Genomic DNA, 12,180 nt, shown 5'->3' with positions numbered 1-12,180 from the left:
TCAATCGAACCAGGCGGCGTAGATTTTCCTGAAGCTGCCGTCCTCTCTCGCAATGTGCAGCCACTGATCGACGAAGGCTTTCAGCGCGACGTCGCGCTGCAGCCAATAGGCCTTCTCAGCGAAGTCGAACGGCTTTTCGGGATGCACCGCGCACAGCACGCCGGGATGTAGCTTCTGCTGGTACAGCGTCTCCGACGAATCCGTCATCATCAGGTCCGCATTGCCCTTGGCGATCTCGTCGAAGATCGTGACGTTGTCGTTATGGAGTTTCACTTCCGCGTTCTTGACGTTGGCGCGGGCAAACCGTTCGTTGGTGCCGCCGGGATTGACGATCACGCGCGTGCCGGGCTTGTCGATATCGGCAATGGTTTCGTACTTGCCCTTGTCGGCGCAGCGGGCGATTGGCGTCTTGCCCTCACGCATGATCGGCGTCGAAAACAGGCCCTTCTTCTGCCGGTCAAGTGTGATCGATACGCCGCTCATCGCGACGTCGAAATTGTCGGACTCGAAATCCTTCATCAGTTGCGGCCATGCGGTGTGGACGAATTCGACCTTGACGCCGAGCGCCTTGCCGAGCGCTTCCGCCATGTCGACGTCAAAGCCGCTGAATTTCGAAGTCGTCTTGTCGAGATAGCTGAAGGGCCGGTAGTCGCCGGTCATGCCGACCCGCAGCGTGCCGCGCTTGATGATGTCGTCGAGGCGGGAAGGGGCCGGCTGCTGGGCATGGGCTGACATCGTCAACAGGGCAGCCATGCCCAGACCAAATAGCATTCGAAGCATCAGTTCTTCTCCGCCGGTGAATTCGATGACACCTTGTTTGTGATGACGCAGGATTTAGACCAGATGTCGGCGCCGCGCCAGACGGAGAGATCCAATCGTGACCATCTCGCTCTGTGAAACGTCGGTCGATGTTTTCGTGCCGTATCTCGGCAATCTGTCGACGTTGCTGGACCACGCCTCGACCTATTCCAAGGCGAAAAACATCGATCCGGCGATCCTGCTCGATATGCGGCTCTATCCCAACATGTACAATCTGACGCGCCAGGTCGGGGAGGGCAACCGTCATGCGGTGGTTGCCTGCGCGCTGCGGCCGGGCGCGAGCCGCATGTTTTTCCGGTGGCCGAGCCGGATATTCCCGAGCTCCAATGCGTATCGCGGCAGCGATCGCCTTTGCGCAAAGCCTGCCACGCGCGGAGATTGACGGCGCCGCAGACAAGGAGGTGGTGTTTACATTCAAGAACGGGGCGACACGCAGATTCATCGGGCGGTCGTTGCTGCTGACATTCAGCGTGCCGCAGTTCTTCTTCCACGTCACCACGGCTTACGACATCCTGCGCCATGCCGGCGTGGATCTCGCCAAGAAGGATTTCCTCGGGCCGCGGCGATAGCGCGTCCGATTACGCCTCGCCGTTGTCTTTGCGCACCAGATTGGCGACGGCGGCGCGTCCTGTCATTTCGCTTTTCAGTTGGTCGAACCGGCGACGTGCCGCGTCTTCGCGGTCGTCGACCAGCTGGATCGCGGCATCCTTGTTCATCGGTCCACTGACAATGGGCGTTGAATTCTCCCCAATGGTCTCATCGACGTAATAGTCGCCATCGTCCTCGCGGACCGTCCATTTGAAACGGATCGCGGCCATGGGTCCGGGCCCGACCTTGGAATAGCCATCGGCCTCGAACGGCAGAAAGACCTCAGGTGGGGGGGCCGCCTCGATCGGCGCCGCGGTCTCAAGCGGCGGAGGAACCGCGAACGAAGGTGCTGCTTCGATCGGTTGAAATTCTTCGAGTGGCGGAGGGGTGGCCGCCACCTCGTCAACGGCAGGCCGTTCCCGCTCGCGGGGGATCACGGGCGGCTGATCGAGAATGCTGGCGATCGCCGCCAGGGCGTTGTCGGTCGGGTCGTTTTGGCTCACGATTCGGCCTCCGGATCGAGCTCCGTCTGCGGAATCGGTGTCCCCGTTGCCGCCCGGTATCTTTTCCTCGCTTCCGAATGAGGCTGAGTTTTGTCCGTTCAGAAGCAAAACCGGCGATGCCGGGCACGGATCTGCACGGTTAGCCCGCAATACGGAATAAGGGTTCCTTATGATCTCATCGGTATGAAACATTCCCGGGCGGCCGCTCGATCGTTCAGCCGTCACCCGGTTTGATCATCCCGGATCGCTCAGAGCACGTCCTGGTTGATGACGTTCTGACGCAACGGATCGCCGTCGAGAACGCTCAGGATATTGCGTGCGGTCTGTTCGCTCATGCGATCGACGGCTTCCCTTGTCACACCGGCCACATGGGGTGCGAAGATGACGTTCGGAAGCGCGAACAGCGAATGGCCGGCTGGCGGCGGCTCCTGTTCGAACACGTCGAGACCGGCGCCGGCAAGTTTGCCGGACACCAGCGCGTCATGCAGCGCGGGTTCGTCGATGATGCCGCCGCGCGCGGTATTGATCAGATAGGCGGTCGGCTTCAACCGCCTCAAGCGCGCGGCATTGATCATGCCGACCGTCTCCGGGGTCTTCGGGCAATGCAGGCTGACGAAGTCGGCGCGCGGCAACGCCGCGTCGAGATCGGTGACTGGCTCGCAGCCGGCGGCCTTGATCTCGGCGGCGGGCCTGTAGGGATCGAAAACCAGCACGTTCATTTCCATCGCCTGGCAGCGCTTGGCGGTGCGGCTGCCGATGCGGCCGAAGCCAACGATCAGTACGGTCTTGCCATAGAGGTCGTAGGGCAGCATGCCGAGCCGGCTCGGCCATTTGTTGTCCCTCACGATGGAGTGCATTTCCACCGCGCGTTTTGCCAATGTCAGCATCATGAACAATGCGCACTCGGCAACGGAGGGCGAATTCGCGGTGCCGGCGACCATCAGCGGCACCTTGCGGCGGCTCAGCGCCGGCACATCGACCGCGTCAAAACCGACCCCGATCCGGGTCACCACCAACATGTCCCTGGAAGCTTCCAGTTCCGTTTCGCCGAAGCGGGTGCCGCCGAGGGCGACACCATGGACCGGCGCATGCTCCTTGAGCTTGGCCTGGAAATCCGGTTGCGAGATCATGTTGGGGAATTCAACGAGTTCGATATCCTCGCGTGCGTCGAGCAACGCGCGCCCCTGCTGTGACATCGATTCCGTGACGAAGATTTTCTTCTTGTTGGTCGCCATTTCCTGCCCTTGGGTGACTGTTAACTCCGCCGTCAAATGACGGCGCCGCTCACCTCGTTTAGCAGGTGCATATTGTTGAGGTCCACTGCCAATCGGAGCGGGGCGCCATCCTGTGCGCCGGCGTTGGGATTGACCCGGCCGCAAACCTGCGTGCCCTCGAGCGCGAAGTAGATCAGCGTCTCCATTCCCATCGGCTCGGTGACGTCGAGCGTGGCATCGAAGTTCTCGACGCCGGTTTCCGGATGCGGGCTGGCCTCCGTGATGTGCTCGGGCCGCAGTCCCAGCAGCAGCTTGTCGGTGCGCGACACGCCTTGATATCTGGCGGCGCGTGCCGGCGGCAACGGGAAGGCGAGACGGTCGGTGATCCGGACGTGCAGCTTGCCGCCGGATTCCTCGAGCCGGCAAGGAATGAAGTTCATCGCCGGCGAGCCGATGAAGCTCGCGACGAATTTGGTGGCGGGATTGTGATAGAGTTCGTTCGGCGTTCCGATCTGTTCGATGCGGCCGTGGTTCATCACCACGACCCGGTCGGCGAGCGTCATCGCCTCGACCTGGTCGTGGGTAACGTAAACCGTCGTGGTGCGGACCTTCTGATGCACCTTCTTGATCTCGATCCGCATCTGGACGCGGAGCTTGGCGTCGAGGTTGGACAGCGGCTCGTCGAACAGGAACACCTTGGGGTTACGCACGATGGCGCGGCCCATGGCGACGCGCTGGCGCTGACCGCCTGACAGCTGCTTCGGCTTGCGGTCGACGAGTTCGACGATGTCGAGCATGCGCGCGGCTTCGTCGATCCGGGTCTTGATCTCGGCCTTCGGATAGCGTTTCAGCCGCAGCCCGAACGACATGTTCTCCGCGACCGTCATATGCGGGTAGAGCGCGTAGTTCTGGAACACCATAGCGATGTCGCGGTCCTTTGGCGGCACGTCGTTGACGACGTCGCCTCCGATCATGATATCGCCGTCGGTGATGTCCTCGAGCCCGGCGATCATCCGCAGCGTGGTCGATTTTCCGCAACCCGACGGGCCCACCAGCACGACAAACTCATGATCGGCGATATCGAGATCGATGCCGCGCACCGCCTCGACGTCGTCGTACTTCTTGACAACCTTGCGCAACGTCACGTCAGCCATGAGTTCAACCCTTTGTCGCACCGGCGGTCAGGCCGGCAATGTAATAGTCCATCAGGAACGCGTAGATGATCAGCGGCGGCGCGGCGCCGAGCAGGGCGCCGGTCATGATCTGGCCCCATGCGAACACGTCGCCCTTGATCAAGGTCGTGACGATACCGACCGGCAGCACCAGTTGGTCCGTCGATGTCGTGAAAACCAGCGGATAGAGAAACTGCGCCCAGGAAACCGTGAAGGCGAAGATGGTCGCCGCGATCAGGCCGGGCAGGGCGACGGGGATGAAGATACGCGTCAGCGTCTGGAACCAGGACGCGCCGTCGATGATCGCCGCCTCGTCAAGCTCCTTGGGGATGGAGGCGAAGTAACCGATCATGATCCAGGTGCAGAACGGCACCGTCAGCGTCGGATAGATCACCAGCAGCACGTACCATTTGTTGATCAGCTGGATCCCGGTCAGGTCGCCGAACGCCACGAACATCTTGAACAAGGGGAGAAACAGCAGTGTTTCAGGGATGAGGTAAGTCAGGAAAACGCCGGTCGCCAGCGTTGCCGAGCCCCAGAACCGCATCCGCGCCAGCGCAAAAGCCGCGGGCACGCTGATCAGCATGGTGATGGTCACGACGAAGATCGAGACCAGCGCCGAATTGCGGAAGAAGGTCAGGAACTGGTTCGATGTCAGCAACTCGACGTAGTTCGACAAGGTCGGATGGTAAACCCACCACGGGTTCGTCGCCGCGGAGATTTCGGCGCTGGTCTTCAGCGACGTGATCACCATGTAGAGCGGAGGTACCAGCGCGAACACCGCGAACAAAGTGAGGAAGAAGTACGACCATCGCAGCGCCCAGGTGCGATCGCGGCTCATGCTGCGCAGTTTGACGGGGCGGGTCGGGGCGGCCTTGTCGATCACGACGGTGCTGGTCATCAGGATTCATTCCCGCGTTTGTTGATGTCGCGCAGGATGAACACCGCCGCGATTGCGAGTATCGGCACCATGAACAGCGAGACGCTGGCGCCGAGCGGAATGTCGCCGCCCTCGATACCGATGCGGAATGCCCAGGTGGCGAACATATGGGTCCGGTCCAGCGGACCGCCCGCGGTCAGGATGCGCACGATATCGAAGTTGGCGAAGGTGACGATCAGCGAAAACAGCGTGGTGATTGCGATGATGTTGCGCATCATCGGCAGTGTCACGTACCAGATGCGCTGCCACCAGTTGGCGCCGTCGATGGCCGCGGCCTCATAGAGCTGGTCGGGCACCGATTTCAGCGAAGCCAGGTACATGATCATGAAAAACGGGGCGCCGAACCAGATATTCACCAGGATGACCGAGAAGCGGGCCCAGCCGGTCTCGCCGGTCCATGGAATCCGGTCGATGCCGATGCCGGCCAATAGATAGTTGAAGGCGCTGTACGACGGATCGAACAGCCACAGCCACGCCAGCGTGCTCATGGCCGGCGGAATGACCCAGGGCACCAGCAGCATGCCGCGCCATTTGCGCTGGCCCTTGGCCGGAATGTTGTGGACGAAGTGCGCCACGATGAAACCGATCAGGGCCTTGAAGACGACGGCCGTGATCGCAAAAATGCAGGATTGCTCGACCACCAGCCAGAAGGTTTCCCGCTTGAACAGGAACTGGAAGTTTCCGAGTCCGATGAAGCGCTGCATCGACTTGTTCAGGGTGGCCAGATGCAGCGAGTAGAAGGCAGGATAGATGACCAGCAGCAAGATCAGCAGGATCAGCGGCAGCGTCATCAGGAAGGCCGCGGTCGATTTGCGCTTCAGGGCGGTTCGTAAACTGGCGCGCTTGCGCCCCGTTCGCGGAGCGGCGTTACGCTCAATCGCGACATCAGCCATGATGCATCTTCCTCGCGAGTTTCATTAGAGCAGGGTAGTTTCCTCGTCGAGAAGCCGGCGCGGCGCCGGCTCCCATCGTGTCGGCAGGCGGATGTACGCCCCCACGGCCCGATATCCGACGGGCCGCGGCGGCGAAATCGCCTCAGCTACGCATGAAGCCTTCGAGTTCGCCTTCCGCCCAGGCCAGCGTCTTCTCCATGGGCTCGCCCCGGTAGAAGCGCACGCACATCTTGGTGAGCGTTGCCTGGGTGTAGATCTGCTGGGCGACCTTGGGCGGCGCGGGCGACGCCGAGATCGAAAGCAGCTGATGCTTGTGCGGATTCGGATAGTGGTAGAGCGTGCCCTTCGGCGGTCCTTCCTCGGCCCATGTCTTCAGGGTCGTCAGTTTCTCGAAGGCTGGCAGGTCGTAGCCGCCGCTCGCCGCCACCATTTTCTCGACCGCATCCGGCTGCGACAGGCGCGTCAGCACGCTCTTTGCCGCCGGCTTGTTCTTGGAGAAGCTCCAGACGCTCCAGAAGTAGGGCAGGAACGGCGCGAAGCGGCCCTTCGGACCGACCGGGAAGCCGTGGGTCCAGCATTGTTCCGCGATCTGCGGCGCATCGCGCTTGGCGACGGCCCACGCGCTCGGCGGATTCATGATCAGGGCGCCTCTGCCCGAGACCAGCCACCTGTTGTTGGAGCCGTCGTCCCATGACGGCGCGTCCGACGGCAGGAAGGCCATCAGCTTTTTGTAATATTCGAGCGCCTGGCGCACGTTGTCGTTCTTGACGACGACGTTGCCCTTGGCATCGACGACCTCCGCCCCGAAGGCCAGGAAGAACGCCCCGACGGTATCGACGGAATCGCTGGTCTCGCCAAGTCCGATGCCGAAGGGAACGCCGCCCTTGTGACAGGCCTCCGCCGCCTTCAGGAATGTGTCCGTGGTCCAGCCATCGGCTTTCGGCGCCGAACCCGCCGGGTACATGGCCTGGACGTCGATACCGGCGTGCTGCTTCATCAGATCGATACGCGAGCAGGGTCCCTTGATCTGGCTGCCGACGCAGGCCGGAACACCCAGCCATTTGTTGCCGGCCTTGCCAAGGTACTGGACGGTGCCGTTGACTTCGCCGTTCTGCTTGATGAGCCCCTCGACCACGTCATTCATCGGCTCGAGCAACTCCGCCTGCGCGTGCGGCCACCAGGTCGGCATCGCCAGAATGTCGTGGCCCGACTTCGCCTGGGCTTCGGCGGCGATCGTCAAGAGGTTCTTGTTACCCTGGCTCGGGATGTAGTCGATGGTGACCTCGACCTTTTCCTTCTCGGCCCACTCATTGACAATATCGGTAGAAGCCTTGTTGGCGCCGGGTACCCAGTGGTCCCAAAATCCGATCGATAGCTTGCCGGCGGCGTGTGCGCCGCGCACGTAGGGTGCGGTCACGAGTGCAGCCGATGATAGCGCTGTCGCAGCAATGAATTGGCGTCGAGTAAGCTTCTTCCGTGTCATGGCGTTCCTCCCTGGATGGGCCAATCGGATATGAAGGAAATTCCCGTTCTTGCTTTTTTATTCGGCTCCATTCGGACGCCGCGGATATTTCATTATTGACGATCAGAGCAGAATTGCCAGCGTCTGTCGAGAAATCACGTAGGCGCTGTCCTAGAACTAACGTTGCGTGCAAATCGAAGGCGATGACGACCGTTGGCCCGTTATCTACCGCTCATTCCTGACTCATGACGCGGAATATTGCGTTGCACCTATCGAACTCATCGGAGGGGTGAGGATGCGAAATAGCGCCGCAGGTTCCCCTACCACGTGTCCAAAATGGGGATACGCCGGCGTTTTCATCACTGGGATGACCAGGCGCGGCAGGTAGACTCGCGCGGCGCGAAAACGATAAAATCGGATTCGGCCGCGGTCCTTGGCCCAGCACCACCCCGCCGGAAACTCACGATCGACCATGGAGACCAGACAATGACCAGCCCGACATCGAAGCTGCGCGCGCGGTTCAGATTGTGCGCAGCCCTTGGGGTGGCCGCCCTTATGCTGTTTAGCGCGTCGCTCACGGTGGAGGCACAGGTGGTTGAGGGGGTCCAAAAGGGCGCCCGCGAGGGGAACAAGGCGGCCGGACCGGTCGGCGGCGTGCTTGGCGGCGCTATCGGTGGTGTTGTCGGGGTGGTGACCGGTGTTACCGGCGTCCTCACCGGCGGCGCACAACAGCAACAGCAACAGACGGCCCCGGCGAAGGGTGGCAAACAAGGCGATACCGCAAAGCAGGACGATGCCGCCAAATCGGGCAAGGCGGCCAAGGGGACAAAGACGGCGGCGAAGCAGCCGCAGGTGCTGACCCAGACCGGTGCACCGCAAATCACGGCCGAACAGATCGTTGCCAACAGCGACGCCAATATCGAGCGTATCAAGAAGCAATTGAATCTGACGCCAGAGCAGGAGAAGAACTGGTCCGGCTTCAACAGTGCGATGCACTATCTCGGCCATAATGGCGCCGATCGCCTCAATCTGCGTATTGCGCGCGCCAAACGCGATCCGCCCGACGACATCATCGAGCAGATGCGGAACGAAGCCCAATTTCTCAACGACCGTGCGGTGGACCAGCGCAATGTGGCGGATGCCGCCGAACCTTTATTTGCAAGCCTGGATGAGAAGCAGAAAAAGATATTCATCCAGGAAATGGTCAATCTCAGCCACGAGCGCGGGCTGGATTAGCGCGGATAGACTGACGCATTCGCACCTAACGGCATCCGCCCCGGAACGAGTCCGGGGCGACTTCCCCATCATGGTGGGGCTTACCCGTGGGCGAATAGCCGGGCACGCATGCCCTGGGGTAGGTGAAAGGCGAGGCACCCGGCTATCCTGCCGCAGCGGCGCGGCGGGTTCCAATCGCCATGCAATGATGAAGAAACCCTGACGGGATCGCGCCCGACTGATGGCTGACTTGCGACCTTGTCGGGAACCGCTAACGCAAAGCCGAAATCAAAAAGCCGGAATTAAAGCAAGTTCGGCCAGCGCTGGGGCTGACCGAACAGTCGAAAATTGCTCGCGGCGGTGGCCCGTTACGCCTTCGGGAAGTTCAGCTCCACACCGACGCCGTCGGGATCGTAGAGAAAGATTTGCGTATCACCGGTTCGCGGCACGATGCTCTCGCGGAATTTTACGCCTTTGGCCTGCAGGCGCTTGCGCACGCCATCGACGTCAGTCGCAGCAAAGGCAATGTGGTCAAGCCGCCCGGTGTCCTCGTATTTCCTTTCGGTGCCGCGCACCACGATGCCCTCGCGTGGCTCGCGCGTACCCATCAGGTGCACGGTGGCGTTGCCGCCGGAGTAAAGCCAGTAGCCGGGGAAACCGAGCGGTGGACGGTCGCCGTTCTCCAGTCCAAGCACGTCGCAGTAGAAATCCTTGGTGCGCTCGAGATCGGCAGGTTCGATGGTGTAGTGCTGTAATCCGCCAAGTCCCATGGTTTCTTCTCCTTGGACGCAATGGGGTTAGACAAAGGTGAGATCGACATCGACGCCCATCATCCAGGCACCGACGGTTTCAAAATGTCTGATCTGGCCTTGCAGTTGCTGGGTTACGGTATGGATGTCGCGGAAGCGGCGCTCCAGCGGGTAGCCTTCGAAGATCGCGGTGGCTCCCGCCGCATTGTAGGCGAAGTCGACTGCCTCGCGTGCCTTGTGGATCGCGTTGGTGGCGGCCATGCGGACCGTGATGCGCTGCGCGACGGTGATGCTGGCGCCGGCGACGAGGTCCTTCCAGATTTCGGCCATCGACTGCAGCACGAAGCCGCGGGCGGCGCGCAGATTGACCTCGGCCTGGGCGAGGCCGGTTTGGACCACGGCGTTGTCGCGCAAGATGCCTATGGCCCCGCGCGGCACCTTGTTGCGCGCCACCTCGACGAAATCGTCGAGCGTGCTTCGAGCGATGCCGCAGGCAACGCCGGCAAAGCCGACCTGGTAGCAAGTGCCGGCCCCCATGCGATAGAGCGGACCGCTCTCGCGGCATTCCCGGTCGAATTCACGGGTGATGGAATGGTCCGTTGGAACGAAGAAGTCATTCAGCGCGAACTGGTCGCTGGCGGTGCCGCGCAAGCCGACCGTGTTCCAGATGTCGGTCCATTCGACGTCCTCGGTTCGCACCAGCATGGTCCGCTCTAGCGGCATACCGTTGGCTTCCAATCGGGGAGTGCCGTCGGCCGCAAAGATCGGACAATGCGCGCCGAGCCAGGTCGCGTGCCGACCACCGGAGGCAAAGGCCCAGACGCCGGTGACCCGGTAACCGCCCTCGCATTCGATCGCGCGGACCTTGGACCCGGGACCCCAGGCCAGTACTGCGCGCGGATCGGCGAAGATCGCGCGCGCCACCGGCAGATCGAGATAGGCCGCCGACATCGCGCAGCCGCCGGCCTGGCTGAGACACCATGCCGTGGACGCATCCGCCTTGGCGATGGTTTCAATGACATGGAAGAAGGTGACGGGGTCGGTTTCAATCCCGTCGGTCGAGCGCGGCAGCAACAGACGAAACAGCTGCGCGTCGTGCAGCCTGTCGAGCAACGCGGGCGGCAGCCGGCGCGCACTCTCAATGTCGTTTCCGGCCGCCGCCACATCGGGACGAACGGCCTCGGCACGGGCGATGATCGCCCGGTCGCCGGCAAGGTCGGCAGCAGTCGCGATCAAATTGTCCAAGCCTCCATCGACGCCTTGTGTTCAAGACTATGCCCGCCGGACTCTCGCCGCCGACATATTCAGCCCATCGGCCAATTCCTTGTCGATCTGTTCGATCGACTTGCCCTGGTCTCGAAGCCGATGAAATAGTACACGATGCCGGCCATCAGGAACCAGCAGCCGAGATAAACGAACGCTGTCACCGCTTATCTAAAGAGGGTATCGCCGGGCCGTCGCGAGCGACAAGCCCATGAAGACGCGGAGCACATCTGCGCAGAAGCGATGGAGGCATCCTGCCGCTCCGCACAAATCGGAACGTCGCAAGTCCATCGTCGCCGATTGCATTGCGGTGCACACACGCCATTTGCTTAAGGTTTCGTGGCTAGTTAGATAGGTCGAGCGATATTCACGGCCGGAAACGTATGGAAGAAAAGCGAAAATATCCGCGAACCGAGATCGAGGAGCCCGCCTATGTCTCATCGGGCGGCTCCGTGATGCGTTGCGTGGTGAGGAATATTTCGCTCGAGGGTGCGGCGATCGACGTCGAGAACCCTGCATTCGTTCCGCAGCACTTCCGCCTTGTGATGGCGAAGGATTCCTCGATCGTTCATGAGTGCCGGGTCGCCTGGATCAAGAAGAACCGGATAGGCCTGACGTTCATGAATGTCGCACAGGAACCGCCGGAATGAAGTGACGCGTCACTCTATCCTGAGCTTCGCGTCACGTATCACTTTGCCCCATTTTTCCATTTCCAGCTTGATGCGGGCGCCGAACTCCTCCGGCCGGTTCGCGACCGGCTTGAATCCGAGCACGGTCAGGCGCTCCTTCACGTCTGCCTGCCCGACCGCCTTGGAAATTTCGCGATAGAGCAGGTCGACGATCTCTTTCGGCGTTCCCGCCGGCGCAAGGACACCTGTGATGGTATCGGCCTCCTGGTCCTTGATGCCTTGTTCGGCAAAGGTCGGCACGTCGGGCAACTGGGCCGCGCGCTCGCTGGCGGCGACGCCGAGCGCGCGCAATTGGCCGGCCTGCACTGCCGAAAGGGCGGGCGGCAACGCGGTGAAAGCGATCGGCGTGTGCCCGCCGACGGTTGACTGGATCGCAGGCGCTGCGCCGGTAAACGGCACGTGCACCAGGTCGAGGCTGAACGCCAGCCGAAACAGCTCACCCCCCAGATGCGGGGTCGAACCGACGCCGGGGCCGGCAAAACCGTATTTGCCGGGATTGTCGATCTCGGTCTGGGCGACGACGCTGTAACTATCCACTCGGGAAATACGGCATTCGGCCTCGTCGGTGTCGAGCATCTCAACGGCAGCGGTCAGGACAACGCGCTGACCATTCAGACCAACGCTACCGGCCTCGCAATCAATCTCGGCGGAGGAAACGACTCGGTTTGGCTCG

13 protein-coding genes and 1 pseudogene are annotated in these 12,180 nt (G+C 61.8%); 3 read left to right on the top strand and 11 right to left on the bottom strand.

From position 1 onward, the window contains the following. Complete coding sequence (locus tag JQ574_RS10715; RefSeq protein ID WP_212208654.1) at positions 1-780, bottom strand: transporter substrate-binding domain-containing protein; 780 nt, start codon at positions 778-780, stop codon at positions 1-3. A gap of 97 nt (positions 781-877) precedes the next feature. Here JQ574_RS10715 and JQ574_RS35875 point away from each other — a divergent pair. Then, positions 878-1,388, top strand: a pseudogene (locus JQ574_RS35875) (DUF1993 family protein). Between the two features lie 9 nt (positions 1,389-1,397). Here the strand turns inward: JQ574_RS35875 and JQ574_RS10705 are convergent. From JQ574_RS10705 to JQ574_RS10680, 6 genes are all read right to left on the bottom strand, one after another. Next, complete coding sequence (locus JQ574_RS10705) at positions 1,398-2,102, bottom strand: hypothetical protein (protein ID WP_312018261.1); 705 nt, start codon at positions 2,100-2,102, stop codon at positions 1,398-1,400. Between the two features lie 56 nt (positions 2,103-2,158). Then, positions 2,159-3,145 (bottom strand): hydroxyacid dehydrogenase, encoded by a 987-nt coding sequence (locus JQ574_RS10700; protein WP_212383500.1) that lies wholly within the window; start codon positions 3,143-3,145, stop codon positions 2,159-2,161. A gap of 32 nt (positions 3,146-3,177) precedes the next feature. After that, positions 3,178-4,278 (bottom strand): ABC transporter ATP-binding protein, encoded by a 1,101-nt coding sequence (locus JQ574_RS10695; protein ID WP_211996838.1) that lies wholly within the window; start codon positions 4,276-4,278, stop codon positions 3,178-3,180. 4 nt (positions 4,279-4,282) lie between these two features. Further along, positions 4,283-5,197, bottom strand: coding sequence for a carbohydrate ABC transporter permease (locus JQ574_RS10690; protein WP_212031516.1), 915 nt, complete (start codon positions 5,195-5,197; stop codon positions 4,283-4,285). After that, positions 5,197-6,129 carry a carbohydrate ABC transporter permease gene (locus tag JQ574_RS10685; RefSeq protein WP_212208657.1) on the bottom strand — a complete coding sequence of 311 codons (933 nt, stop codon included), beginning with the start codon at positions 6,127-6,129 and terminating at the stop codon, positions 5,197-5,199. The genes JQ574_RS10690 and JQ574_RS10685 overlap by 1 nt, the downstream gene beginning before the upstream one ends. Positions 6,130-6,271: 142 nt before the next feature. Further along, positions 6,272-7,612 (bottom strand): ABC transporter substrate-binding protein, encoded by a 1,341-nt coding sequence (locus JQ574_RS10680; RefSeq protein WP_212383498.1) that lies wholly within the window; start codon positions 7,610-7,612, stop codon positions 6,272-6,274. Between the two features lie 465 nt (positions 7,613-8,077). Here JQ574_RS10680 and JQ574_RS10675 point away from each other — a divergent pair, with 465 nt between their 5' ends. Continuing rightward, positions 8,078-8,827: a Spy/CpxP family protein refolding chaperone gene (locus JQ574_RS10675; RefSeq protein WP_212208794.1), complete on the top strand. Its 750-nt coding sequence runs from the start codon at positions 8,078-8,080 to the stop codon at positions 8,825-8,827. A gap of 347 nt (positions 8,828-9,174) precedes the next feature. Here JQ574_RS10675 and JQ574_RS10670 read toward each other — a convergent pair whose 3' ends face one another. Genes JQ574_RS10670 through JQ574_RS35490 form a run of 3 tightly spaced genes read right to left on the bottom strand, consistent with a single transcriptional unit; the run spans position 9,175 to position 10,982 of the window. Next, positions 9,175-9,576 (bottom strand): VOC family protein, encoded by a 402-nt coding sequence (locus JQ574_RS10670; protein WP_212383496.1) that lies wholly within the window; start codon positions 9,574-9,576, stop codon positions 9,175-9,177. Positions 9,577-9,603: 27 nt separating this feature from the next. Next, positions 9,604-10,800, bottom strand: coding sequence for an acyl-CoA dehydrogenase family protein (locus tag JQ574_RS10665; protein WP_212383494.1), 1,197 nt, complete (start codon positions 10,798-10,800; stop codon positions 9,604-9,606). Positions 10,801-10,859: 59 nt separating this feature from the next. Then, positions 10,860-10,982, bottom strand: coding sequence for a hypothetical protein (locus JQ574_RS35490; RefSeq protein ID WP_283813710.1), 123 nt, complete (start codon positions 10,980-10,982; stop codon positions 10,860-10,862). Positions 10,983-11,201: 219 nt separating this feature from the next. On the opposite strand from JQ574_RS35490, the gene JQ574_RS10660 reads away from it, so the two are divergent. After that, a complete protein-coding gene (locus JQ574_RS10660) occupies positions 11,202-11,468 on the top strand; it encodes a PilZ domain-containing protein (protein WP_212208661.1) in 267 nt (88 codons plus the stop codon). Between the two features lie 9 nt (positions 11,469-11,477). Here JQ574_RS10660 and JQ574_RS10655 read toward each other — a convergent pair whose 3' ends face one another. Then, positions 11,478-12,083, bottom strand: coding sequence for a tripartite tricarboxylate transporter substrate binding protein (locus tag JQ574_RS10655; RefSeq protein ID WP_212383492.1), 606 nt, complete (start codon positions 12,081-12,083; stop codon positions 11,478-11,480). Between the last annotated feature and the right edge of the window lie 97 nt (positions 12,084-12,180).

Origin of the sequence: Bradyrhizobium sp. AUGA SZCCT0158, from assembly GCF_018130065.1 — a bacterium.
Taxonomy (GTDB): Bacteria; Pseudomonadota; Alphaproteobacteria; order Rhizobiales; family Xanthobacteraceae; genus Bradyrhizobium.
This window is presented reverse-complemented; position numbering and strand designations above follow the sequence as displayed.

What these genes read in the sequence shown, in the direction of transcription:
- JQ574_RS10655 (WP_212383492.1), bottom strand. Translation starts at nt 12,083, where the DNA reads ATGCTCGACACCGACGAGGCCGAATGCCGTATTTCCCGAGTGGATAGT.
- JQ574_RS10700 (WP_212383500.1), bottom strand. Translation starts at nt 3,145, where the DNA reads ATGGCGACCAACAAGAAGAAAATCTTCGTCACGGAATCGATGTCACAG.
- JQ574_RS10690 (WP_212031516.1), bottom strand. Translation starts at nt 5,197, where the DNA reads ATGACCAGCACCGTCGTGATCGACAAGGCCGCCCCGACCCGCCCCGTC.
- JQ574_RS10715 (WP_212208654.1), bottom strand. Translation starts at nt 780, where the DNA reads ATGCTTCGAATGCTATTTGGTCTGGGCATGGCTGCCCTGTTGACGATG.
- JQ574_RS10680 (WP_212383498.1), bottom strand. Translation starts at nt 7,612, where the DNA reads ATGACACGGAAGAAGCTTACTCGACGCCAATTCATTGCTGCGACAGCG.
- JQ574_RS10705 (WP_312018261.1), bottom strand. Translation starts at nt 2,102, where the DNA reads ATGTTTCATACCGATGAGATCATAAGGAACCCTTATTCCGTATTGCGG.
- JQ574_RS10675 (WP_212208794.1), top strand. Translation starts at nt 8,078, where the DNA reads ATGACCAGCCCGACATCGAAGCTGCGCGCGCGGTTCAGATTGTGCGCA.
- JQ574_RS10670 (WP_212383496.1), bottom strand. Translation starts at nt 9,576, where the DNA reads ATGGGACTTGGCGGATTACAGCACTACACCATCGAACCTGCCGATCTC.
- JQ574_RS10660 (WP_212208661.1), top strand. Translation starts at nt 11,202, where the DNA reads ATGGAAGAAAAGCGAAAATATCCGCGAACCGAGATCGAGGAGCCCGCC.
- JQ574_RS10685 (WP_212208657.1), bottom strand. Translation starts at nt 6,129, where the DNA reads ATGGCTGATGTCGCGATTGAGCGTAACGCCGCTCCGCGAACGGGGCGC.
- JQ574_RS10695 (WP_211996838.1), bottom strand. Translation starts at nt 4,278, where the DNA reads ATGGCTGACGTGACGTTGCGCAAGGTTGTCAAGAAGTACGACGACGTC.